19 protein-coding genes are annotated in these 22630 nt (G+C 72.7%); 14 read left to right on the top strand and 5 right to left on the bottom strand.

Translation table 11 applies throughout. The annotated features are described in order from the left end of the window. The first annotated feature begins 1291 nt into the window (after positions 1-1291). The gene (locus ACLQ22_RS27575; protein WP_425694862.1) at positions 1292-2860 is read left to right on the top strand and encodes an MFS transporter; all 1569 of its coding nucleotides are present in this window, start codon (positions 1292-1294) and stop codon (positions 2858-2860) included. 11 nt (positions 2861-2871) lie between these two features. Next, positions 2872-3480 carry a TetR/AcrR family transcriptional regulator gene (locus tag ACLQ22_RS27570; RefSeq protein WP_425694861.1) on the top strand — a complete coding sequence of 203 codons (609 nt, stop codon included), beginning with the start codon at positions 2872-2874 and terminating at the stop codon, positions 3478-3480. A 54-nt stretch (positions 3481-3534) separates the two neighbouring features. On the opposite strand, the gene ACLQ22_RS27565 is transcribed toward ACLQ22_RS27570, so the two are convergent. Together ACLQ22_RS27565 and ACLQ22_RS27560 are read right to left on the bottom strand one after the other, a co-directional pair. Further along, entirely contained in the window at positions 3535-5454 is a 1920-nt protein-coding gene (locus ACLQ22_RS27565) for a helix-turn-helix domain-containing protein (RefSeq protein ID WP_425694860.1), read from the bottom strand. Between the two features lie 14 nt (positions 5455-5468). Continuing rightward, entirely contained in the window at positions 5469-6251 is a 783-nt protein-coding gene (locus ACLQ22_RS27560) for a 3-hydroxybutyrate dehydrogenase (protein WP_121395337.1), read from the bottom strand. Positions 6252-6443: 192 nt separating this feature from the next. On the opposite strand from ACLQ22_RS27560, the gene ruvC reads away from it, so the two are divergent. From ruvC to ACLQ22_RS27520, 8 genes are all read left to right on the top strand, one after another. Continuing rightward, entirely contained in the window at positions 6444-6971 is a 528-nt protein-coding gene (ruvC, locus tag ACLQ22_RS27555; protein ID WP_425694859.1) for a crossover junction endodeoxyribonuclease RuvC, read from the top strand. Next, entirely contained in the window at positions 6968-7570 is a 603-nt protein-coding gene (gene ruvA / locus ACLQ22_RS27550) for a Holliday junction branch migration protein RuvA (protein ID WP_366644381.1), read from the top strand. The genes ruvC and ruvA overlap by 4 nt, the downstream gene beginning before the upstream one ends. Next, positions 7567-8637 (top strand): Holliday junction branch migration DNA helicase RuvB, encoded by a 1071-nt coding sequence (gene ruvB / locus ACLQ22_RS27545; protein WP_425694858.1) that lies wholly within the window; start codon positions 7567-7569, stop codon positions 8635-8637. Before ruvA ends, ruvB begins: the two co-directional genes overlap by 4 nt. 138 nt (positions 8638-8775) lie before the next feature. Next, the gene (yajC, locus tag ACLQ22_RS27540; RefSeq protein ID WP_172896543.1) at positions 8776-9120 is read left to right on the top strand and encodes a preprotein translocase subunit YajC; all 345 of its coding nucleotides are present in this window, start codon (positions 8776-8778) and stop codon (positions 9118-9120) included. Between the two features lie 258 nt (positions 9121-9378). Further along, positions 9379-11310 (top strand): protein translocase subunit SecD, encoded by a 1932-nt coding sequence (gene secD / locus ACLQ22_RS27535; RefSeq protein WP_425694857.1) that lies wholly within the window; start codon positions 9379-9381, stop codon positions 11308-11310. Position 11311: 1 nt separating this feature from the next. Further along, positions 11312-12505 (top strand): protein translocase subunit SecF, encoded by a 1194-nt coding sequence (gene secF / locus ACLQ22_RS27530; RefSeq protein WP_425694856.1) that lies wholly within the window; start codon positions 11312-11314, stop codon positions 12503-12505. A 96-nt stretch (positions 12506-12601) separates the two neighbouring features. Further along, a complete protein-coding gene (locus tag ACLQ22_RS27525; protein WP_425694855.1) occupies positions 12602-13168 on the top strand; it encodes an adenine phosphoribosyltransferase in 567 nt (188 codons plus the stop codon). A gap of 170 nt (positions 13169-13338) precedes the next feature. After that, positions 13339-15852, top strand: a complete 2514-nt coding sequence (locus tag ACLQ22_RS27520; RefSeq protein WP_425694854.1) for a RelA/SpoT family protein — start codon at positions 13339-13341, stop codon at positions 15850-15852. 302 nt (positions 15853-16154) lie between these two features. Here ACLQ22_RS27520 and ACLQ22_RS27515 read toward each other — a convergent pair whose 3' ends face one another. Then, positions 16155-16991 carry a peptidylprolyl isomerase gene (locus tag ACLQ22_RS27515; RefSeq protein ID WP_425694853.1) on the bottom strand — a complete coding sequence of 279 codons (837 nt, stop codon included), beginning with the start codon at positions 16989-16991 and terminating at the stop codon, positions 16155-16157. Between the two features lie 65 nt (positions 16992-17056). Beyond that, on the bottom strand, positions 17057-17944 hold the full coding sequence (locus ACLQ22_RS27510) for a peptidylprolyl isomerase (protein WP_425694852.1): 888 nt from the start codon (positions 17942-17944) through the stop codon (positions 17057-17059). 312 nt (positions 17945-18256) lie between these two features. Here ACLQ22_RS27510 and ACLQ22_RS27505 point away from each other — a divergent pair, with 312 nt between their 5' ends. The 3 genes from ACLQ22_RS27505 (at position 18257) to ACLQ22_RS27495 (ending at position 21436) form a co-directional block, all read left to right on the top strand. Further along, positions 18257-18973, top strand: coding sequence for an MBL fold metallo-hydrolase (locus ACLQ22_RS27505; protein ID WP_425694851.1), 717 nt, complete (start codon positions 18257-18259; stop codon positions 18971-18973). 126 nt (positions 18974-19099) lie between these two features. Beyond that, complete coding sequence (gene hisS / locus ACLQ22_RS27500) at positions 19100-20434, top strand: histidine--tRNA ligase (protein ID WP_425694850.1); 1335 nt, start codon at positions 19100-19102, stop codon at positions 20432-20434. Positions 20435-20503: 69 nt separating this feature from the next. Continuing rightward, the gene (locus ACLQ22_RS27495; RefSeq protein ID WP_425694849.1) at positions 20504-21436 is read left to right on the top strand and encodes an acyl-ACP desaturase; all 933 of its coding nucleotides are present in this window, start codon (positions 20504-20506) and stop codon (positions 21434-21436) included. A 95-nt stretch (positions 21437-21531) separates the two neighbouring features. Here the strand turns inward: ACLQ22_RS27495 and ACLQ22_RS27490 are convergent, their stop codons facing one another. Continuing rightward, on the bottom strand, positions 21532-22053 hold the full coding sequence (locus ACLQ22_RS27490) for a PaaI family thioesterase (protein WP_425694848.1): 522 nt from the start codon (positions 22051-22053) through the stop codon (positions 21532-21534). 56 nt (positions 22054-22109) lie between these two features. On the opposite strand from ACLQ22_RS27490, the gene ACLQ22_RS27485 reads away from it, so the two are divergent. Further along, positions 22110-22586, top strand: a complete 477-nt coding sequence (locus ACLQ22_RS27485) for a winged helix-turn-helix transcriptional regulator (RefSeq protein WP_425694847.1) — start codon at positions 22110-22112, stop codon at positions 22584-22586. The last annotated feature ends 44 nt before the right edge of the window (positions 22587-22630 follow it).

Below are 22630 nucleotides of genomic sequence, written 5' to 3'. Positions count from 1 at the left end.
GGGCAGTCGCGGGACCGGCGAACACGCCACCGGCAAACGCCAGACCAGCAACACCAAGAACGCTCTTACGCAGAATCGTGTTCATCGAAGATGCTCCATTCGGGGGTTGGCAGCACCCGCACCGAGGGGGATCGGCTACGCGGATGCAAGCACCGTCCGGCGCCCATGAACTCAAGGGGAAACTCCAGCAGGAACTGGAGGGATCTCCGGCAAATCAACCGGAGGAAAGATCAGATCGGCCGTGTCGGCCGGATGTCCGACGTCCGACCTGTGGGTCGGAAGAGCCGGGCTGTTTCGCGGGGCGGGGGAAGCCTTCACATCGGCCACGCGGGGCGGGGGTTGCCTCACGCCGGCCGGACCATGTGTAACGACCGCCGGCCCGCCATCATTCCGGGGACCCGGCACACCATCCCGTCGGGGCGGCATGACCTTGGCGGCGGTGGGTCTTGCTCGGTCGTACGCAGGGTGTAACGACCCCGCCCCGGCCACGATTCCGCCCCCACGATGGCCCCGATCACACCCCCGGACCGGACGTCTCACGTCATTGCGCCGTCCCAGGGCGATCGACCACCGACACCCCACCGAACAACAACCCCGAAACCGGACAACCGGCGCACCGGATCCGCCTGCACGTCCGAGATCTTGGTAGGTAAACGCCCCTCAGAGGGCACTTACCTACCAAGATCTCCCCGAGCACCCGACACCCGAGCACCCGAGACAGGTGGGCGTCGATCATGCAGTTGTGGCGTCCCGCATAAGGCGCAATCCAGGGCTCCAGGGCAGGACACCCACCACAACTCCGTGATCGGCACGGCGAACGGCGGGCACGTCGAGCCACGCTCGTCAGGCCGCGCTACGCCCGGGGCCCGCAGCGGGCGGGCGCGAGAGTGGGCACCGACGGGGTGTGGCCCGCCGTGCCCGGCGCAGGGATCAAGCCTGACCGCCCGGAGCCGGGTACGGCGGGCCACACCCCCACCACGACGCGCCCGCAACCACCTCATGTGCGCGCAACCGCCCAGGTCCGCGCAAACACCCCACGTGCGCGCAACGACCCATGCGGGCGCAACCAGTTACGCGTGCGCAACCACCCCCAGGCGCGCACACCACTCCACCCGTGCGCAGCCACCCCACGAGCGCTAGGCACCCCGAAGCGCACCCGGGAAGAGGACAGGAGTGACCGCCGCCACATAAGATACGAACCGGTTCCGTATCGATAATCACCCGCCTACGCTGACACCCTGAATTACGAGTCTGACCCGTATCGAAACGGGGCCGGGGGGAGAACGCGAAGATGCCACCGCACGAGAACACGGGACACCCGAGGAGGTGGGCGATCCTCGGGGTGCTGGTGATCAGCCTGCTCGTGGTCGTCCTGGACAACACGATCCTCAACGTCGCGCTGCGGACGCTCGCCGACCCGGTGCACGGCCTCGGCGCGAGTCAGGGCGAGCTGGAGTGGTCGATCAACTCCTACACGCTGGTCTTCGCCGGCCTGCTGTTCACCTTCGGCGTGCTCGGTGACCGCGCCGGGCGCAGGCGCTTCCTGCTGATCGGCCTGGTGCTCTTCGGGCTGGCGTCGCTGCTGTCGGCGTACGCGCAGAGCCCGGCGCAGCTCGTCGCGGCCCGCGCGCTGATGGGGGTGGGCGGTGCGGCCATCATGCCGGTCACGCTCTCGATCATCTCCAACGTCTTCGACCCCCGCGAGCGGGGCCGGGCGATCGGCGTCTGGGCCAGCGCGGTCGGCCTGGCCGTGGCGATCGGCCCGATCCTCGGCGGCGCGCTGCTGGAGCACTACTGGTGGGGCTCGGTCTTCCTGATCAACGTGCCCGTGGTGGCGCTCGGTGTGGTGCTGGTGGCGCTGCTCGTGCCCGAGTCGCGGGACCCGGATCCAGGCCGCGTCGACGTCGGCGGCGTACTGCTGTCGGTGGTCGGGCTCGTCGCGTTGACGTACGGCATCATCGACGGCGGCGAGCACGGCTTCGGCCGTCCGCTGGTCTGGGCCGCGATCCTCGGCGGCCTGGCGGTGCTTGCCTGGTTCGTCGCGTACGAGCGGCGCAGCGACCACCCGTCGCTGGACGTGCGGCTGTTCCGGGTGCCCCGCTTCGCCGCTCCGGTGGCCATCGTGGGGCTGATCTTCTTCGCCGCGATGGGCGTGATGTTCTTCAGCTCGTTCTACCTGCAACTGGTGCGCGGCTTCAGCCCGCTGGAGACCGGCCTGCTCTATCTGCCCTTCGCCGTGGCCCAGCTCATCTTCGCCCCGAGCAGCGCGGCGATGGTCCGCCGCTACGGCGGTCGGGCGGTCGCGACGGTCGGGCTGGCGCTGACCGTGGTCGCGCTCGGCGCGTTCGCCTTCGTCGACGCGGCCACCCCGATCTGGGTGGTGCTGGTCGTCTTCTTCCTCCAGGGCACCGGGATGGCCAACATCATGCCCCCGGCCACGGAGTCCATCATGTCCGCGCTGCCCCGGGAGAAGGCCGGCGTCGGCTCGGCGGTCAGCAACACGGTCCGGCAGGTGGCCGGCGCGCTCGGCGTGGCGGTGCTCGGGTCGGTGCTCTCCGCGGTCTACCGTGCCGACGTCGACCCCGCTCTGAGGGACCTGCCCGCCGGGGCGCGCGAGGCGGCCGGCGAGTCCATCTCCGGCGCGTACGCCGCGGCGGGTCAGCTCGGGCCGGCGGCGCCGCAGCTGATCGCGGTCGCCGACGACGCCTTCCTGGCCGCGATGCACTGGGCGGCGGGCCTCGCCGCCGCGATCGCCGCGCTCGGCATCCTCGTGGTGCTGCGCTGGATGCCCGGCCGCCCCGCCGCCCCGGCGGAAAAGCCGACGCCGGTGGGGGAACCCGAGTTGGCCGGGACCGCCTAACTTCGGGAACAATGTCCGACATGACTTCCACCGCCGACGCTCCTCGGCCGCCCGGGCGGCCGAGGAGCGTCCGTGCGGACGAGGCGATCGTCGAGGCCGCCCTCGACCTGCTCGCCGACGGCAGCACCATCGAGGCGATCTCGATCGAGGCGATCGCCGCCCGCGCCGGCGTCGGCAAGGCCACCATCTACCGCCGCTGGCCGGGCAAGGACGCGCTGCTGCGCGACGCCCTGCGTACGCTCAAGGGGACCCCGCCCGAGCCCGCCGGCCACTCGGTCCGCGAGGACCTGATCCTGCTGGTCGGCGCGGTCGGTCACCACATCGACCCGCGGGCGGCGCGGATCATGCCCTGCCTGGTGCCGGAGGTCAACCGCAGCCCCGAGCAGTACCAGCTCTACCAGAACATCATCGAGCCCCGGCGGGAGATGATGCGCGAGGTGCTGCGGCGCGGGATGCGCTCCGGCGAGCTGCGCGCGGATCTCGACGTCGAGGTGGTCATGGCGATGCTGACCGGCCCGATGCTGGTGCAGCGCGTCATGCGCTGGCACCCCGACCTCGACGAGACGACGCTGCCGCAGCGCATCGTCGACGGCGTCCTGGACGGCATCCGCGCCCGCTGACCGCCCCGCCGGGCGGGGGCCGGCGGCTCAGGCGGCGGGTGGTCGAACGGCGGCTCAGGCGGCCGGCGTACGCAGGCGGTGCAGGCGCAGGGCCAGCTGCACCTCCAGGGCCCGCTCCGGCTTCTGCCAGTCCGCGCCGAGCAGCTGCCCGACCCGTTCCAGCCGCTGGGTGACCGTGTTGACGTGCACGTGCAGCTGCTCGGCGGCCCGGGCCAGGCTGCCGCCCACCCCGAAGTACGCCTCCAGGGTCTTCACCAGCGCGGTGCCCCGCCGGGCGTCGTAGTCGACGACCGGCCCGACGGTGGCGGTCAGGAACCGGTTCACGTCCTTGTCGCCCCCGTCGCCGACGGCACCCAGCAGCAGCCCGACGAAGCCCAGCTCGGCCGTGCTCGCCCCCTGCCCCGAGCGCCCCAGCGCACCCAGCGCGGTCAGGCACCGCTCCGCCTCGGCGAACGTCGCGGCCAGCGACGCCGGCCCCGTCGACGGGCCGCTCGACCCGGCGGTCACCGGCCGGCCGGTCACCCGGGACAGGTCCCGGGCCACCGCCCGGGCGCTGCCGCCCGCGTCCCGGCCCGGCAGCATCAGCACCACCCGACCGTCGCGGGCCGCCGCCAGCCCGCCCCGCGTGGAGGCGTACGTGGTGGCCCAGGAGAGCACCCGCTGCCGGGCCGAGCCGGTGGCGGCGATGGCGTCGTCGCCGACCGCCACGAGCACGTGCGGGGCGTCCAGGTCCACGCCGAGCCGGCGGGCCCGGCTGCGCAGCGCGTCCGTGTCCCGCAGCGGCCGGGCGATCAGGTCGTCGAGCAGCTCGCCCCGGACCCGCCCCTCCGCCTCGGCGACGGTACGCCGGAACAGCAGCAGCAGCGCCGTCACCAGCGACGCCCGCTCCAGGATCCGCTGGTCGGCGTCGACCAGCTCGTCGTCGGGGCGCAGCACCAGCGCGCCCATGTTCTCCGCCCCGGCCACCACGGCGGCGTACCAGAGCCGGCCCCGGCGCACGCTGCGGCCCTCCGTACGCGACGCGGCCACCGCCTCCACCATGTCCGCCCGGTCCGGCTCCTCGATCTCGCCGACCCGGGCCAGCAGCCGGCCCTCCGCGTCGAGCGCCAGCAGCGCCCCGCCCAGCACGTCGGTGACCGCCGCGGCGACGTCCTCCACGCCGCCGCCGCGCAGCACCAGCGCCGTCATCCGGTCGTGTGCCGCCGCGGCCCGCTCCACGGAGCTGCTGTGCGCCCGGATGGTGGTGTTCGCGAACGACAGCTCCTCCAGCGCGGCCCGCGTCTCGGCGAGCAGCCGCGCGGTGTCGATCGCCACCGCCGCGTGCGCGGCGAGGGAGACCAGCAGCGCCACCTCCTCCCGCACGAACGGCCGGGCCGAGCGGTTGGCCGCGTAGAGCACCCCGATCGAGGTCGAGCCGAGCCGCAGCGGCACCCCGAGGATGGCCACCAGGCCCTCCTCGCCCACGCCGGCGTCGATCTCGCCGGTGTGGTGGAAGCGGTCGTCCTCCGGATAGTTCGCGGTGACGTACGGGGCGCCGGACTGGGCCACCAGGCCGCCGAGGCCGGCGCCCATCGGCAGCCGCAGCTGCTGGAAGCGGGCGGAGACCGAACCGTCGGTCACCCGCATGTACGTGTCGCCGCGCTCGTCGTCGTCGAGGGTCATGTAGGCGACGTCCGCGCCGAGCAGGTTGCGCGCCCGGTGCACGATCGCCCGCAGCACGTCGTCCAGGTCGCGCAGCCCGGCCAGGTCGCTGACCGTGTCGTACAACCCGGAGAGCTCGACCTCCCGGCGGCGGCGGCGTTCCAGCAGCGCGCGGACCCGCAGCGCCACCGTCTTGGCCTGCTCCAGCTCGGCGAGCCGCGCGGGCGGCAGCCCGGCGGCGCGCGCGGCGACGAGCGGCCCCTCGAACTCCACCGCGGCGGCCTCGCGGGCGAGCAGCTCCAGGAACTCCACCGGTGACGACATGACCGACATTGTGCGGCTCGCCACTAGTTCGCCGTCCAGCCCCCGTCGAGCGCGATGGACGCGCCCGTGATGAACGCCGCCGGCGGGGAGCAGAGGTAGGCCACGAGTTCGGACACCTCCTCCGGCTCGATCAGCCGCTTGATCGCCGCCCGCGCCAACATGATCTTCTCGACCACCTCGCTCTCGGGGATGCCGTGGCTGGCGGCCTGGTCGGCGATCTGGCTCTCCACCAGCGCCGTCCGCACGTACGCCGGGTTGATGCAGTTGGCGGTGACGCCGTGCGGGGCGCCCTCCAGCGCGACCACCTTCGACAGCCCCTCCAGCGCGTGCTTGGCGGAGACGTACGCCGACTTGTACGGCGAGGCGCGCAGCCCGTGCACCGAGGAGATGTTCACGATCCGCCCCCAGCCCTTGGCGTACATGTGCGGCAGCGCCCGGCGGATGATCAGGAACGGCGCCTCCACCATCACCCGGTGCAGGTGGGCGAAGCGTTCCGGGGAGAACTCCTGCACCGGTGCCACGTGCTGCAGGCCCGCGTTGTTCACCACGATGTCCACGTCGGCGTCGAGCCGGTCCACCGCGTCCGGGTCGGCCAGGTCCACGCCCTCGGCCCGCCCGCCGGCCTCCACCGCCACCGCCTTGGCCGCCTCGATGTTGCGGTCCACCACCAGGACCTTGGCGCCGGCAGCGCCAAGCCGCAGGGCGCAGGCCCGGCCGATGCCGCTGCCGCCCCCGGTCACCAGGGCGGTACGACCAGCGAGGTCGACGTGTACGACGTGGGGGACCGCCACGGGTTCTGCCGTCATGGCGCATGAAGTTACGAGCTGTGTGTCCGGGCGCACATGGGGCGGCGACACATACTCGACGGCCGGAGTGTGTGGCCGTTGCGCGCCCCGGCCGCGTGTCGGCGCGCCCGGCGTGTCCCCGGCGGCGGGGTGTCGCCCGGCTCGGTAGGGTGTCGAACACACGTACTGCTGGCGGCTGGGGGAGGAGGCGGCGTGCGGGTGCTGGGCGTCGACCCGGGGCTGACCCGGTGCGGGGTCGGCGTGGTCGAGGGCGTGCCGGGGCGGCCCTGCACGCTGATCGCCTACTACGTCGTCCACACCGATCCGGGCGACGATCTGGCGCTGCGCCTGCTGCACCTGGACCGCTCGCTCACCGACCTGGTCGCCGAGCACCGGCCGGACAGCGTCGCGGTCGAGCGGGTCTTCAGCCAGCACAACGTCCGCACCGTGATGGGCACCGCCCAGGCCAGCGGGATCGCCGTGCTCGCCGGCGCCCGCGCCGGACTGCCCGTGCAGACCTACACGCCCAGCGAGGTGAAGGCGGCCGTGACCGGTTCCGGCCAGGCCGACAAGGCGCAGATGACCGCCATGGTCACCCGGCTGCTGCGGCTGGCCGAGCCGCCGCGACCGGCCGATGCCGCCGACGCCCTGGCCCTGGCCATCTGTCACGTGTGGCGGGGCGGGACGCGCTCCAAGCTGGCCGCCGTGGCCGACCGGGTACGACGAGGAGGAGCCAGATGATCGCCAGCGTGCGCGGGGTGGTGACCGCGACCGGTCCGGACCACGCCGTGGTGGAGGTCGGCGGGGTGGGCCTGGCGGTGCAGTGCGCCCCGGGCACCCTGGCCGACCTGCGGATCGGCCAGCCCGCCCGGCTGGCCACCAGCCTGGTCGTCCGGGAGGACTCGCTCACCCTCTACGGCTTCGCCGACGACGACGCCAAGCAGTTGTTCGAGCTGCTCCAGACCGCCAGCGGCGTCGGCCCCCGGCTGGCCCAGGCCGTGCTCGCCGTGCACACCCCCGACGCGGTGCGCAAGGCGATCGCCAACGCCGACACCGCCGCGCTGACCCGGGTGCCCGGCATCGGCAAGAAGGGCGCGGAGCGCCTGGTCCTGGAGCTGCGCGACCGCATCGGCCCGGTGCCGGTCGGGGCCGACGGCGCGGCCGGGGTCACCGGCGGGGCCTGGCCCGAGCAGGTCCGGCAGGCGCTGGTCGGGCTCGGCTGGACGGCCGGTCAGGCCGACCAGGCGGTGGCCGCGGTGGCGGAGACGATCGACGGTGCCGTCCCGCCGGTGCCGGTCCTGCTCAAGCAGGCCATCCGGCTGCTGGGCCGCACCCGGTGACGGGGCCCGACGGCGGGCTGGTCTCCGCCTACGTGCACGACGCCGACCTCGACGCGGAGGCCACCGTCCGGCCCAAGCGGCTGGAGGAGTTCATCGCCCAGCACCGGGTCCGCGACCAGCTCGACCTGCTGCTCCAGGGCGCGATGCGGCGCGGCTCCCCGCCCGACCACATCCTCCTGTCGGGCCCGCCTGGCTTGGGTAAGACCACCCTGGCCAACATCGTCGCCGCCGAGCTGGGCTCGGGCATCCGGGTGACCAGCGGCCCGGCGATCGAGCGCTCGGGCGACCTGGCGGCGATCCTGACCAGCCTCGCCGAGGGCGACGTGCTCTTCATCGACGAGATCCACCGGATCGCCAAGCCGGCCGAGGAGCTGCTCTACAGCGCGATGGAGGACTTCCGGGTCGACGTGATCGTCGGCAAGGGCCCGGGCGCGACGGCGATCCCGCTGGACGTCGAGCCGTTCACCCTGGTCGGCGCGACCACCCGCTCCGGCCTGCTCACCGGGCCGATGCGCGACCGGTTCGGCTTCGTCGCGCACCTCGACTTCTACTCGCCGGCCGACCTGGAGGTGCTGCTGCGCCGCTCGGCGCGCATCCTCGGGGTGCCGATCACCGACGACGGCGCCGCCGAGGTCGCCGGCCGCTCCCGGGGCACGCCCCGGATCGCCAACCGGCTGCTGCGCCGGGTCCGCGACTTCGCCGAGGTCCGGGCCGACGGGGTGGTCACCCTGGAGACCGCCCGGGCCGCCCTCACGGTGTACGACGTCGACGCGCTGGGCCTGGACCGGCTGGACCGGGCGGTGCTGACCGCGCTGGTCGACTCCTTCCGGGGCGGGCCGGTCGGGCTGTCCACGCTTGCTGTGGCGGTGGGCGAGCAGCCGGACACGGTGGAGGAGGTCTGCGAGCCGTTCCTGGTCCGGGCCGGCCTGCTGGCCCGTACGCCGCGCGGCCGGGTCGCCACGGAGGCCGCCTGGCGGCATCTGGGCCGCACGCCACCGAATGGTACATTCGGCACGAATGCTCCTGCGGTGCCCGATCTGTTCTCGGCGGATGCCGATCAGCCGTGATGTGAACGTGATCTGTGCCGCATTCGGCGTTCCCAGGTGCAGGGATTAGACTCGCGCCGGTCTGTACAGGACGTGAGAATCCGCTTCCGCTCCGGCGCGCCCGCGCCGGGACGGGGGCCAATGGGAAGGTCTTTCACCGTGCTTTACGCAGCAGAGGGCGGCGGGGGTGCCGGCAGCCTGACGCCGATCCTCATGATCGCTCTGCTCTTCGGCGTCATGTACTTCATGATGATCCGCCCCCAGCAGAAGCGCCGCCGTGAGGCGGAGTCGATGCAGTCCGCCCTCGCCCCCGGCGACGAGGTGGTCACCATCGGTGGGCTCTACGGCACGGTCACCGGCGTGGACGACGACACCGTCCTGCTCGAGGTCGCCCCCGGTGTGCAGACCCGCTACGCCCGTCCGGCCATCGCCCGGGTGGTCAGCCAGGCGGAGCGCCCGGCCGACGAGCCGGTCACCGAGGACGCGGACGTCGTCAAGGAGTGACGGTCGCTCCCGCCCCGCGCGGGGTGGTGGTCGCCGGACTCCGGTGACGACTTCTCCCGACGGGGCAGCGGAGGCGACGTGAAAACTGGATAGTTGGGCCCGACGCCGGAAGTCGGCTCGTCCCGTTCCGCTCGGCGCCCCCGCGCCGGGCCTCGGAGCCGGATGCCGGCCTCCGACGCCGGCCCGTCGGAACCGCCGGCCGGACCGGCCGACACCCGCCGCACCAGCGGCGCGACCGTACAGGGAGACAGGACAGCCGTGGCACCACCTCAGGGACAGATGCGGCCCGGACGGCAACTGGCCGTGCTCGGGCTCATCTTCGTCGTCCTCTATCTTTTGGTGTTCTTCGCGGGCGGCGCCAGCGGCGGCTTGAAGGACAGGCTCGAGCCCAAGCTCGGTCTGGACCTCGTCGGCGGCACCCGGCTGACGCTGGAGGCGACCAACAGCGTCGACGGCCGGCCCCCCACGGCGGAGAACCTCGAAGAGGCCCGCCAGATCATCGAGAGCCGCGTCAACGCCTTCGGCGTCGCCGAGGCAGAGGTGGTCACCGAGGGCAACCGCAACATCGTGATCTCCCTGCCCGGCGAGAACCGCGACCTGACCGAGGTGGGCAGCGCCGCCGAGCTGCGCTTCCGCAAGGTGCTCAAGGCCGCCGACGGCAGCGGCGCGGCCGCCGCCCCGCCGCCCGCCGCCACCCCGGCCCCGTCGGGCAGCGCGGCCCCGGCCCCGTCGGGCAGCGCGAAGCCCTCGGGCAGCGCCGCCCCCACGGGTAGCGCCGCGCCGAAGGCGACCGCGTCGCCGAGCGGCGGTCAGGGCGGTATGGCCCCGGCCCCGAGCGCCAGCGCGTCGGCCGCGCCGAGCGCCACCCCCTCGGCCGGCGCCGCCACCCCGACGCCGAGCGCCAGCGGCGAGCCCGTGCCGCAGAGCATCGAGGAGCAGCGCAAGGCCGTCGAGCAGAAGGTCGGCGCCGCCGCCTGGGCGGCCGCCAGCGGTCTCCAGGCCCCGGCCGACCTGGCCGCCGACCCGTCGCTGGCGGAGAAGCTCAAGCCGTTCGCGGCTCTCGACCCGCGCGAGGTCGCGGTGCTGCCGGCGACGATGCAGTTCAACGTGCCGCAGATCAGCTGCGCCCAGCTCGACAAGCGCCCGCCGGCGTCGATCTCGGCCGCCGACCAGCAGGCGGTGGCCTGCGAGGACGGCGCCGCGAAGTACCTGCTCGACCAGGCGAAGGTGCTGGGCACCGACGTCGAGGACGCCAGCGCGGTGCTGGACCAGACGAGCCAGTGGGTCGTCAGCCTCGACTTCTCCGGCCCGGGCCAGGACAAGTGGACCAACCTGACCCGCGAGGCGTTCAACAACGAGGGCCAGGCCTGCGACGCCACCGCCCTCGGCCAGGACGGCAAGTGCCGCGTCGCCGTCGTGCTCGACAACGAGATCGTCTCCTCGCCCGAGATCCAGGGCGTGCTGACGGGCAACTCGCAGATCACCGGCAACTTCAACCAGCGCGACGCCAGCGCCCTGGCCGGCCAGCTGCGCTACGGCGCGCTGCCGGTGACCTTCGAGGCGCAGGAGCAGCAGAACGTCACCGCCACCCTGGGGGCCAGCCACCTGCGGGCCGGTCTGCTCGCGGCGGGCATCGGCATGGCGCTGGTCATCATCTACTCGTTCTTCTACTACCGCCTGCTCGGCTCGGTCATCTTCCTGAGCCTGGTCCTCTCGGCGCTGCTGGTCTTCGGCGCGCTGGTGGTGCTCGGCCGGCAGATCGGCTTCACCCTCACCCTCGCCGGCATCGCCGGCATGATCGTGTCACTAGGTGTGGCGGCGGACTCGTTCGTCATCTACTTCGAGCGGCTCAAGGACGAGATCCGGGAGGGGCGCAGCCCGCGCAGCGCGGTGCCGCGCGCCTGGATCCGGGCCCGCCGCACGATCATCTCGGCCAACGCGATCACGCTGATGTCGGCGGTGGTGCTCTACGTGGTCTCGGTCGGCACGGTGAAGGGCTTCGCCTTCGCCCTCGGCCTGGCCACGGTGCTGGACCTCGTCGTGGTCTTCCTCTTCCGGCACCCGATCATGACGATGTTCGCCCGCACCTCCGCGTTCCTGTCCCCGCGGGTCAGCGGCCTCGGCCGGGCGCTCCCGCCCCGGACGGCCGAGCCGGCCAAGCCCCGCAACCCGCGCGTGAAGGAGGCCTGAGATGGCAAAGAGTGGTCTCGCGAGCCGCCTCTACCGCGGCGAGGCCGGCCTCGACATCATCGGCCGGCGCAAGCTCTGGTTCGGCGTCGCGCTCACGCTGATCCTGCTGTCGCTGCTCAGCTTCGGGCTGCGCGGCTTCAGCCTCGGCATCGAGTTCGCCGGCGGCAACTCGTTCCAGATCCCGGCCAGCGTCGGCACGCTGGAGCAGACCGAGCTGAAGGTTCAGGACGCCCTGGCCGCGGCCGGCGGCGACGCCGAGGTCGTCACCACCCAGAAGGTCGGCGGCACCGGCGGCGACTTCTACGAGGTGCGGACCACCCAGCTCGACACGGAGCAGGCCAACGCCGTCAAGACCGAGATCGCCGAGGAGTTCGGCATCGACGCCGCCATCATCAGCGGCAACCAGGTCAGCGAGGCGTGGGGCAGCCAGGTCACCTCCCGGGCGCTGCTCGGTCTGGTCATCTTCATCGCGGTGGTGATGATCTACCTGGTCCTGCGCTTCGAGTGGCGGATGGCGGTCGCCGCGGTCTCCTCGCTGATCATGAACCTGGTCCTCACCGCCGGCATCTACTCGCTGGTCGGCTTCGAGGTCACCCCGTCGACGGTCATCGGCTTCCTCACGATCCTGGGCTTCGCGCTCTACGACGTGGTGGTGGTCTTCGACAAGGTGCAGGAGAACACGCGCGGCATCACCGCCAACAACAACCAGACGTACGGCGAGGCGGCCAACCTGGCGATCAACCAGAGCCTCATGCGGTCGCTGAACACCTCGGTGGTCGCGCTGCTGCCGGTCGGTGGTCTGCTCTTCATCGGTGCCGGCCTGCTCGGCGCGGGCACCCTGAAGGACCTCGGCCTGGTGCTCTTCGTCGGTATGGCGGTGGCGTTCCTGACCTCGATCCTGCTGGCCACGCCGCTGCTGGTGCTGCTCAAGAACTACGACCCGCGCATCCAGGCGCACAACAAGCGGGTGCTGGCCCGCCGGGGCGCGGTCGCCCGGGGCGAGGTCACCCCGAAGGGTGCCGCTCCCCGTACCGACGACTCCGACGACGAGCCGGTCGACCCGGAGTCGGCCGCGCTGGCCGGCGCGGCGCCGCGGGTCGGCGCCCGACCGGCCGGGAAGCGGCCGACCGGCGCCCGCGGCGGCCGACCGGCCGGCGGCGGTGGCAACCGGCCGGGTGGCGGCAAACGGCGGTGATCCGGGCCGGGCAGGCCTGGTAGGAACCGGCGGCGTCCTTCATGCTGTGCGAGCAGCATGCAGGACGCCGTCGTCGTGAAGGGAAGCGGAACTGCCGTGACGGAGACCCACAGCACCGAGGTACGGGGAGACAGCGGCCCGGGCGCCGCCGCGCTGGTCGCCAGCCGGGTGCTCGACGTGCCCGACTTCCCGAAGCCGGGCGTCATGTTCAAGGACCTGATGCCGCTGTTCGCCGACGGCGACGCGTTCCGCGAGGTGATCGACGGGATCGTCGCGTACCACGGGCGGGACTCGTTCGACGTGGTGGTCGGCATCGAGGCGCGCGGGTTCGTGGTCGCGGCGGCCATCGCGTACGCGACGGGGATCGGCGTCGTGCCCGTGCGCAAGGCCGGCAAGCTGCCCCGTCCGGCCTACTCGGCCTCCTACGCCCTGGAGTACGGCGAGGCCACGCTGGAGGTGCACGAGGACGCCTTCACGGCCGGGCACCGGGTGCTGGTGGTCGACGACGTGCTGGCCACCGGCGGCACCGCAGAGGCGACGCTGGACCTGGTGGAGCGGGCCGGCGGGACCGTGGCCGGCTTCACCGTACTCCTGGAGCTCGCCGTACTCGGCGGCCGGGAGCGGCTGGCCCCGCGTCCGGTGCATGCCCTGTTGACCGTTTGACGCGGCCGACCGTCGGGCGGACCCGGTGCGGACCGTCCGGCGGAGCGGCGGGGCACCGTGCGTGCGGGTAGCATTGCCCTTTGCTGACCGGGCGGGACCCGTCCGGGCGGCGCGAGACCAGGCCGGCCGGCGCACGGTCGGTGACTTCCCGGCGAGCGGTGAGGAGGCCGGTGTCCCACGATGTCGCCCCTCCGGTGGAGGGCACGGTGTACCCGACAGGCGACGCGGACGGCTCGGTGACCGCACGGAACGGTGACGCGCAGGGCCCGGAGGCGGGCCCCGGCGTGGCCGTCCCGGCCGAGCCCGTACGCCCCGACACGCCGGCCGCGACGGCCGGCGGCGCGGGTGCGGCGACTGAGGGGGTCGTGCTTCCCTTCCCCGCCGACGTCGTCGGCGACCACATGCCGAGCGCCGGTTTCGCGCTCTCCACCGCGCCCACCGGCCGCAGGGTCCGGGCGCGGCTGGCGCGGTTCAACGCGCCGTGGCAGTCCTCGCAGGTAAGCGAGGTGCTGGAGCCGCTGATCTCGACCCACCGGGACGCCCACCCCAAGGCGGACGCGCGGCTGCTCCAGCGCGCCTTCGACACGGCGGCCCGCTGGCACTCCGGGCAGTACCGCAAGTCCGGCGACCCCTACATCACCCACCCGCTCGCGGTCGCCACGATCCTGGCCAACCTGGGCATGGACACCACGACCCTGGTCGCCGCGCTCCTGCACGACACCATCGAGGACACGGAATACACCCTCGACCAGATGCGGGCCGACTTCGGCGGCGAGGTGGCGCTGCTGGTCGACGGGGTGACCAAGCTCGACAAGGTCAAGCTGGGCGACGCCGCCAAGGCCGAGACGATCCGCAAGATGGTCGTCGCGATGGCCAAGGACCCGCGGGTGCTGGTGATCAAGCTGGCCGACCGGCTGCACAACATGCGTACCCTCACCTTCCTGCCCCGTCCGAAGCAGGAGCAGAAGGCGAAGGAGACGCTGGAGATCCTGGCCCCGCTGGCCCACCGGCTGGGTATGAACACGATCAAGTGGGAGCTGGAGGACCTGGCCTTCGGCACGCTCTTCCCGAAGCGCTACGAGGAGATCAACCGCCTCATCGGGGAGCACCAGCCGCAGCGCGAGGCGCTGCTGCGCCAGGTCACCCAGAAGGTGCAGACCGACCTGAAGGCCGCCAAGATCAAGGCGGAGACCACGGGGCGGCCGAAGCACCTCTACTCGATCTACCAGAAGATGATCGTGCGGGGTCGCGACTTCAACGACATCTACGACCTGGTCGGGGTGCGGATCCTGGTCGACACGGTGCGGGACTGCTACGCGGCGCTGGGCGTGATCCACGCCAACTGGCAGCCGGTGCCGGGCCGGTTCAAGGACTACATCGCGATGCCCAAGTTCAACATGTACCAGTCGTTGCACACGACGGTCATCGGGCCCACCGGCAAGCCGGTGGAGATGCAGATCCGCACGTACGCGATGCACCGCACCGCCGAGTTCGGCATCGCCGCGCACTGGAAGTACAAGGAGCACAAGGGCACCCAGATCGTCGGCCCGCCCGCGCACATCGACGAGATGACCTGGCTGCGCCAGCTGCTGGACTGGCAGCGCGAGGCGGCCGACCCGAGCGAGTTCCTCGACGCGCTGCGCTTCGACCTGTCCAGCCAGGAGGTGTACGTCTTCACCCCCAAGGGTGACGTCATCCCGCTGCCGACCGGCTCGACGCCCGTGGACTTCGCGTACGCGGTGCACACCGAGGTGGGGCACAAGTGCATCGGGGCGCGGGTCAACGGCAAGCTGGTGCCGCTGGAGTCGACGCTGTCCAACGGCGACGTGATCGAGATCTTCACGTCGAAGTCCGACACGGCCGGCCCGACGCAGGACTGGCTGGGCTTCGTCAAGAGCCCCCGCGCGCGTACGAAGATCCGGCAGTACTTCAACAAGGAGCGGCGCGAGGAGGCGATCGAGGCCGGCAAGGACGCGATCGTCAAGGCGATGCGCAAGCAGGGCATGCCGTTGCAGCGGATGCTCACCTCCGACGCGCTGATGGCGATCGCCCGGGACCTGCACCTGGCCGACGTGGCCTCGCTCTACGCGGCGGTCGGCGACAGCCAGGTCTCCGCCCAGTCGGTGGTGCAGAAGCTGATGGCTGCGTACGGCGGCGAGGAGGGCGCGGCGGAGGACATCGCCGAGACCGCCGTCGCCACCCGTCCGCCCCGCAGCCGGCAGAGCAGCGCCGACCCCGGCGTGGTCGTACGCGGGGTCAGCGACGTATGGATTAAGCTGGCGCGCTGCTGCACGCCGGTGCCGCCGGACTCGGTCTTCGGCTTCGTCACCCGCTCCGGCGGGGTCAGCGTGCACCGCGACGACTGCGCCAACGCCGAGGACCTGCGGGCGCAGGCCGAGCGGGTGGTCGAGGTCAGCTGGAAGCTCACCTCGGCGTCGACGTTCCTGGTCGCCATCCAGGTCGAGGCGCTGGACCGGCACAAGCTGCTCGCCGACGTGACCCGGGTGCTCTCCGAGGAGCGGGTGAACATCCTCTCCGCGACGGTCACCACCACCCGCGACCGGGTGGCGGTGAGCCGGTTCAGCTTCGAGATGGCGGACCCGAAGCACCTGGGCCACCTGCTGGCGGCGGTCCGCAAGGTCGACGGCGTCTTCGACGCCTACCGCGTCACCTCGGGCGCCTGACCCCGCCCGATCCTCCGCACGACGGCGCGCCCCGGCCCAACCGAGCCGGGGCGCCCCGCTCTGCACCCCGGCGTCCCTGCACCCGGCGCCCCCGCGTCCCTGCGCCCCTGCACCCCCCCTGCACCCCGGCGATCATGAGGTTGGCGGCAGCCAGGTAGATCGAGATCGCCGCCAACCTCATGATCGCCGGGGCGGGCCGGGGGTGGGCCGGGGAGAGCGGGTTGGGGTGGTGGGCCGGGGTGGGGACAGACGAGCGCCCGCCGGCGGGGCCGGCGGGCGCTCGTCGTACGGCTGGGTGTGGGTCAGCCCTGGGGGGCGCTCATGGTGAGCTTGTTGATGGTGACTTCCTTCTTCGGGTGGCCGCCGCCGGCCTGCTTCGCGAACGCCTTGTCGTCGCCGGCCGCCGCGACCTGCTTCACGAGGTCCATGCCGCCGGTGATGGTGCCCAGGACGGTGTAGTTCGGGTCCAGCGGCGAATCGCCGTAGACGATGAAGAACTGGCTGCCCGTGCTGCCCGGCTGGCCCGAGTTGGCCATCGCGATCACGCCCTCCGGGTACGGGGGCCGCTTGTCGGTGGGCAGGTTCTCCTCGGCGAGCCGGTAGCTCGGGCCGCCGGTGCCGTCGGTCTGCCGCCAGCCCTTGCCCGTCGCGCTCGGGTCGCCGCACTGGAGCACCTTGATGCCCTCGGTCACCAGCCGGTGGCACTTGCTGTTGTCGAAGAAGTTCTTCTCCGCCAGGTGGGTGAAGCTGCCCGCGGTGCAGGGCACCGCCGTACGGTCGATCGTGGCGGTGATCGGGCCCAGGTTGGTGTCGATCGTCATCGTCTGGGTGCCGGTGTTCGACTGCTGCACGGCCGGCAGCCCGACGTCCTTGATCTGCGGGGACCGCTGGTCGGTGGGGACCTCGGTCCAGGCGCACTGCACGTTGCCGGCCGCCGGGCCGGCGGTGTCGGTCTTGTCGTCGTCGCCGAGGGTGGTGACGAGCCAGACCGTGCCGGCGACGACGAGGACCAGGACCGAAGCGGCCCCCACGATCGCCTGGGTCTGCCGGCGCTTGCGGGCCCTGGCCGCGCGCTCGGCCATCTCCTTCTCGAGCCGGGCGCGCGCCGCCGCGCGCTGCCGCTCTCTGGTGGACGTCACGCCTGGATCCTCCTGGGCTGTCGGGTGGCGCGGTCGGTGCCGCTGAGGTTGGTGGGGCGGCCGGGTCAGCCGGCGCTCGGGCTGGCCGCCGGAGCGCCCGAGGCGGACGGCGCCGGTGCCGAGGTCCCCTGCGTCACGGGCTCACCGACGGTCAGGCTCTGCACGACCACGTCGTCGTCCTTGGGCTTGACCTTGGCTCCCGTCCCATTGTCCACGGTCGGCTTGGCACCGATCTTCGCCACCACGTCGATCCCACCGGTGACCCGGCCGATGATCGGGTACTTCGGGTCGGCCGTCGTGAAGTCCTTGAAGAACATCAGGAACTGGCTGCCGTTGGCGCCCGGCGGGTTGGCGATCATCGCGACCGTGCCCTTCGGGTAGGTCGCGGGCTGGCCCGCCGTGGGGCTCGCTGACGGCGACGGCGCGGTGGGGACGTTCTCGTCGTAGAACGAGTAGGTGGGGCCGCCGAGCCCGGTGCCGCTCGGGTCGCCGCAGCGCACCGCGCCCTCGGCGGTGATCTCGTGGCACTTGGTGTTGTCGTAGAACGACCGGCTGGCCAGGTGGGCGATGCTCGCCGCCGCGCACGGGGCGCCGGCCAGGTCCAGCTCGACGGTGATCGGCGCACCCTGGTTGGTGGTGACCGTCATCGGGCGTACGCCGTCGGTGGGCAGTCCCTGGGTGGCCGGGGTGCCGACATCCTTGAGGTTGGTGTTCGCGGTGGCGTCCTGCGGCGTCCACAGGCAGACGTCCTCGGCGGCCGTGTTCTCCTTCGGCTCGTCGTCGAAGGCGCCCAGCGCCCACGCCGAGCCGGCCACGATCAGCGCGAGGACGACGGCGACGCCGACGCCGGCCTGGATCTGCCGACGGCGTTTGACGGCGGCGGCCCGGCGGGCGAGTTGCCGGTCGAGCTTGGCGCGCGCCAGTTTGCGCTGCCGGTCCCTGCTGGAAGCCACCCGTGCTCCCCTTCCTCTACCCTGGTCGTCACCGGTGGTCGGGCGTCCTGCGCCCGTTCGACGGCGGGTGCGCCACGCCACACGCCCGCCAGAGTGTACGGCTACCGACTGGGAAAGTGGTGTACGAGGTCCGGGCCGGGTTTATCGGGACGCGTCACTGGGCCCGGTCGGGCCCACGGGACGCACGCGATCGTCGCCGCCCGCGCCACGCGATCGGCGCCACGCGGGACGCCTCGGACGCACGCGCAGAACCTCCTCGACCCGCCCGATAGGCTGCAGACGGGGAACAAGCTCGACGGAAGGGGAGCGGACGTGCTCGTGGCCGGCTTTCCCGCGGACGCCTTCGGCACCAACTGCTACGTGGTCGCCGCCGCGCCGGGGGAGCAGTGCGTGGTGGTCGATCCCGGCATCGGGGTGCTCGACCGGCTCGACGCCCTGCTGGCCGAGCATCGGCTGCACCCGGCCGCCGTCCTGCTCACCCACGGCCACCTCGACCACACGTTCTCGGTGGCGCCGGTCTGCGGCGCACGCGGCATCACCGCGTACGTGCACCCGGGCGACCGGGAGATGCTCGCCGACCCGGCCAAGGGGCTGTCGGCGGATCTCACCTCGCTCTTCGGTGGGCGGCTGCCGTACACCGAGCCGGAGGACGTCGCCGAGCTGACCGACGGCGCCACGCTCGCCCTCGCCGGGTTGGAGATCACCGTCGACCACGCCCCGGGCCATACCGGCGGGTCGGTGCTCTTCCGACTGCCGGCCGCCGGCTCGTCGTGGGAGGCGGAGCAGCTCTGCCTCTCGGGCGACGTCCTGTTCGCCGGCTCGATCGGCCGCACCGACCTGCCGGGCGGCAGCATGACGAGGATGGTCACCAGCCTCCGGGACAAGATCCTCCCGCTGGCCGACGACACCGTCGTGCTGCCCGGCCACGGCCCCGCGACCACCATCGGCCGCGAGCGCGCGACCAACCCGTACCTCCTCGAGGTGGCGGGTGGCGGCGCGCGACCGGCGGCCCCCGCCCGCGGCCTCTAGCCGGCCGCACCGACTTCTCGCCCCGCGGCCTCCAGCCGGGCCGCACCGACTTCTCGCCCCGCGGCCGTGGCCGGCCGCGCCGACTCTTCGCCCGCGCCGACCGCGCGGGACCGCGAACGGAGCATCATGAGCAAGCCCACGCCCATCTCCGGCTTCCCGGAGTGGACGCCCGCGCAGCGGATGATCGAGCAGTACGTCCTCGACAGGATCCGCGACACCTTCGAGCTGTACGGCTTCGCCCCGCTGGAGACCCGCGCGGTGGAGCCGCTGGACCAGCTGTTGCGCAAGGGGGAGACCTCCAAGGAGGTCTACCTGATCCGGCGGCTTCAGGCCGACGCCGACGCCGACGGCCCGGCCGGCGACGACGCGCTCGGCCTGCACTTCGACCTGACCGTGCCGTTCGCCCGCTACGTGCTGGAGAACGCCGGCAAGCTTCAGTTCCCGTTCCGCCGCTACCAGATCCAGAAGGTGTGGCGGGGCGAGCGGCCACAGGAGGGGCGCTACCGCGAGTTCCTCCAGGCCGACATCGACATCGTCGACCGTGACACCCTCGCCCCGCACCACGAGGCGGAGATGCCGCTGGTGATCGGCGACGCGCTGCGCTCGCTGCCGATCCCGCCGGTGAGGATCCAGGTCAACAACCGCAAGATCTGCGAGGGCTTCTACCAGGGCATCGGGCTGACCGACCCGGAGTCGGCCCTGCGCGCGGTGGACAAGCTCGACAAGATCGGTCCGGCGAAGGTGGCCGAACTGCTGGCGCAGACCGCCGGGGCGAGCGAGGCGCAGGCCAAGGCGGTCCTGTCGCTGGCGGAGATCTCCGCCCCGGACGCCTCCTTCGCCGACGCCGTCCGCGCGCTGGGCGTCAGCGACCCGATGCTCGACGAGGGCGTCGAGGAGCTGGTCCGGGTGGTGGAGACCGCCGCCGCGCACTCCCCGGGTCTGTGCGTGGCCGACCTGCGCATCGCCCGGGGCCTGGACTACTACACCGGCACGGTCTACGAGACGCAGATGGTCGGCTACGAGCGGTTCGGCTCGATCTGCTCCGGCGGCCGGTACGACAACCTGGCCAGCGCCGGCGCCACCCGCTTCCCGGGGGTGGGCATCTCGATCGGGGTGACCCGGCTGCTGGGGCTGCTCTTCGGCGCCGGCGCGCTGTCGGTGTCGAGGGACGTGCCGACCTGCGTCCTGGTCGCGGTGACCAGCGAGGAGCAGCGCGCCGCCAGCAACCGGGTGGCCGAGGCGCTGCGGTCGCGGGGCGTGCCGACCGAGGTGTCGCCGAGCGCGGCGAAGTTCGGCAAGCAGATCCGCTACGCCGAGCGGCGGGGCATCCCGTACGTCTGGTTCCCCGGGGTGGACGGCGCGGCCGACGAGGTGAAGGACATCCGTTCCGGCGAGCAGGCCGCCGCCGCGGCGGGGGAGTGGACGCCGCCCCGGGCGGACCTCAGGCCGCTGGTCAGCTGAGACATTACTGGCGCGTACGCGCGATCGGACCTACGGTGGCGTAAGTTACGCCACCGTAGGGAGATCGTCGTGACCGCACTCAGCCAGACCGCCCTGCTCCTCGAACTGGAACCGGTCGTCGAGAAGAACCTCGACCGGCACCTGGCCGTCGCCAAGGAGTGGTTCCCGCACGAGTACGTGCCGTGGAGCGAGGGGCGCACCTTCGACGGGCCGCTGGGCGGCGAGGCGTGGGCGGAGAGCGACTCGACGATCCCCGACGTGGCCCGTACCGCGCTGATCGTCAACCTGCTGACCGAGGACAACCTGCCCTCGTACCACCACGAGATCGCCACCCTCTTCGGCCGCGACGGCGCCTGGGGCACCTGGGTGCACCGGTGGACCGCCGAGGAGGGCCGGCACGGCACCGCCATCCGCGACTACCTCACCGTCACCCGGGCGGTTGACCCGGTGGCGCTGGAGCGGGCCCGCATGACGCACATGTCCGCCGGCTACGCCAACGTCCACGACGACGAGGTGCTGCACTCCCTGGCGTACGTCTCGTTCCAGGAGCTGGCCACCCGGATCTCGCACCGCAACACCGGTCGGGTCACCGGCGACCCGGCGTGCGAGGCGCTGCTGGCCCGGGTCGCGGCCGACGAGAACCTGCACATGGTCTTCTACCGCAACCTGCTGGCCGGGGCCTTCGAGCTGGCGCCGAGCCAGGCGATGCGGGCGGTCGCCGACGTGGTGGCCGACTTCCAGATGCCCGGCAACGGCATCGACGGCTTCGCCCGCAAGTCCGTGGCGATCGCCCTCGCCGGCATCTACGACCTGCGTCAGCACCGCGACGACGTGGTGGCGCCGGTGCTGCGCCAGTGGGACGTGTTCAACGTGACCGGGCTCGACGCCGACGGCGAGGCCGCCCGCGACCAGATCGCGGCGCACCTCGACGACCTGGAGCGCGCCGCCGCCCGCTTCGAGGAGAAGCGCGACGCCCGCGCCGCCCGCCTGGCCGCCCGCTGATCCCGGCCCGACGACAGGACCGTCGATCATGCAGTCGTGGCGGGGGACGGAACGCCTGAACCACCGGGATCCCGGCACCACAACTGCATGATCGACTACTCGGTGGGCGCGGGGTCCAGGGGGAAGAGGAGGCAGGTCGAGGTGGCGTGGGCGACCAGGCGCGCCTTCGCGTCGAGCAGCTTCGCCTCCGCCAGGGCCGTGCGGCGACCACTCTGCAGGACGGTGCCCTCGCAGCGCAGCGTGCCGCTCGCGACGGTGACCGGGCGGAGGAACTTCACGTTCAGGTCCAGCGAGGTGTAGCCGACCCCGGCCGGCAGGGTGGTGTGCACCGCGCACGCCGCGGCGGTGTCCAGCAGGGTGGAGATGACCCCGCCGTGCACGGTGCCGAGTGGGTTGTAGTGGAACTCCTGCGGGACGAGTTCGACGGCCACCCACCCCTCGTCGGCCTCCATCCGGGACATGTCGACCAGGTGCATGATGGGCGGCGCCGCCAGCTCGCCCGCGATCATCGCGCGGAGCAGCTCCAGGCCGCCGCGCCGGCCGACGTGCGCGGCGTTGATGCCCGGGTCGGACCACGAGAAGGTGCGGCTGCGCGCCGGATCCTGCGTCTGCGTCATGGACTCAGCCTGGCAGCGCGTTGCTGAGTCTGTCAATCAGACCTAGCCTGGAGCGCATGAGACCCGCGGCACTGGACTGGTCGGTGGAGAACTGCACCATCGCCCGGGCGATGGAGATCCTCGGCGAACGGTGGACCCTCGTCGTCCTGCGCGAGGTCTTCAACGGCGTCCGCCGCTTCGACGACATGCGGGTGCGCACCGGCGTCCCCCGGCAGGTGCTGACCAACCGGCTGGCGATGCTGGTGGAGCGGGGTGTCCTGCGGCGCGAGCCCTACCGTGAGCCCGGCAGCCGGGAGCGCCACGAGTACCGGCTGACCGGGATGGGGCTCGACCTGTGGCCGGTGCTGGTCGCCGTCCTCGGCTGGGGGGACCGCTACCTGGCCGACCCGGAGGGCTCACCGTTGACGGTCGCGCACCGCGACTGTGGCGGCGAGGTCCGCGTCGAGCTGCACTGCGAGCGCGGGCACGAGGTCGTCCGGCCGCGCGACGTGGTGCCGCGTCCGGGGCCCGGGGCGCGCCGCCGCGCCGGCTGACCGTCCGGCGGCGAGCGGATCGGCCGGGGGCCGGGGCCGGCGCG

The sequence above is a fragment of the Micromonospora sp. DT178 genome (genome assembly GCF_049841695.1).
Taxonomy (GTDB): Bacteria; Actinomycetota; Actinomycetes; order Mycobacteriales; family Micromonosporaceae; genus Micromonospora.
The sequence above is the reverse complement of the archived record's forward strand: the minus strand, read 5'-3'. Positions and strand labels throughout refer to the sequence as shown.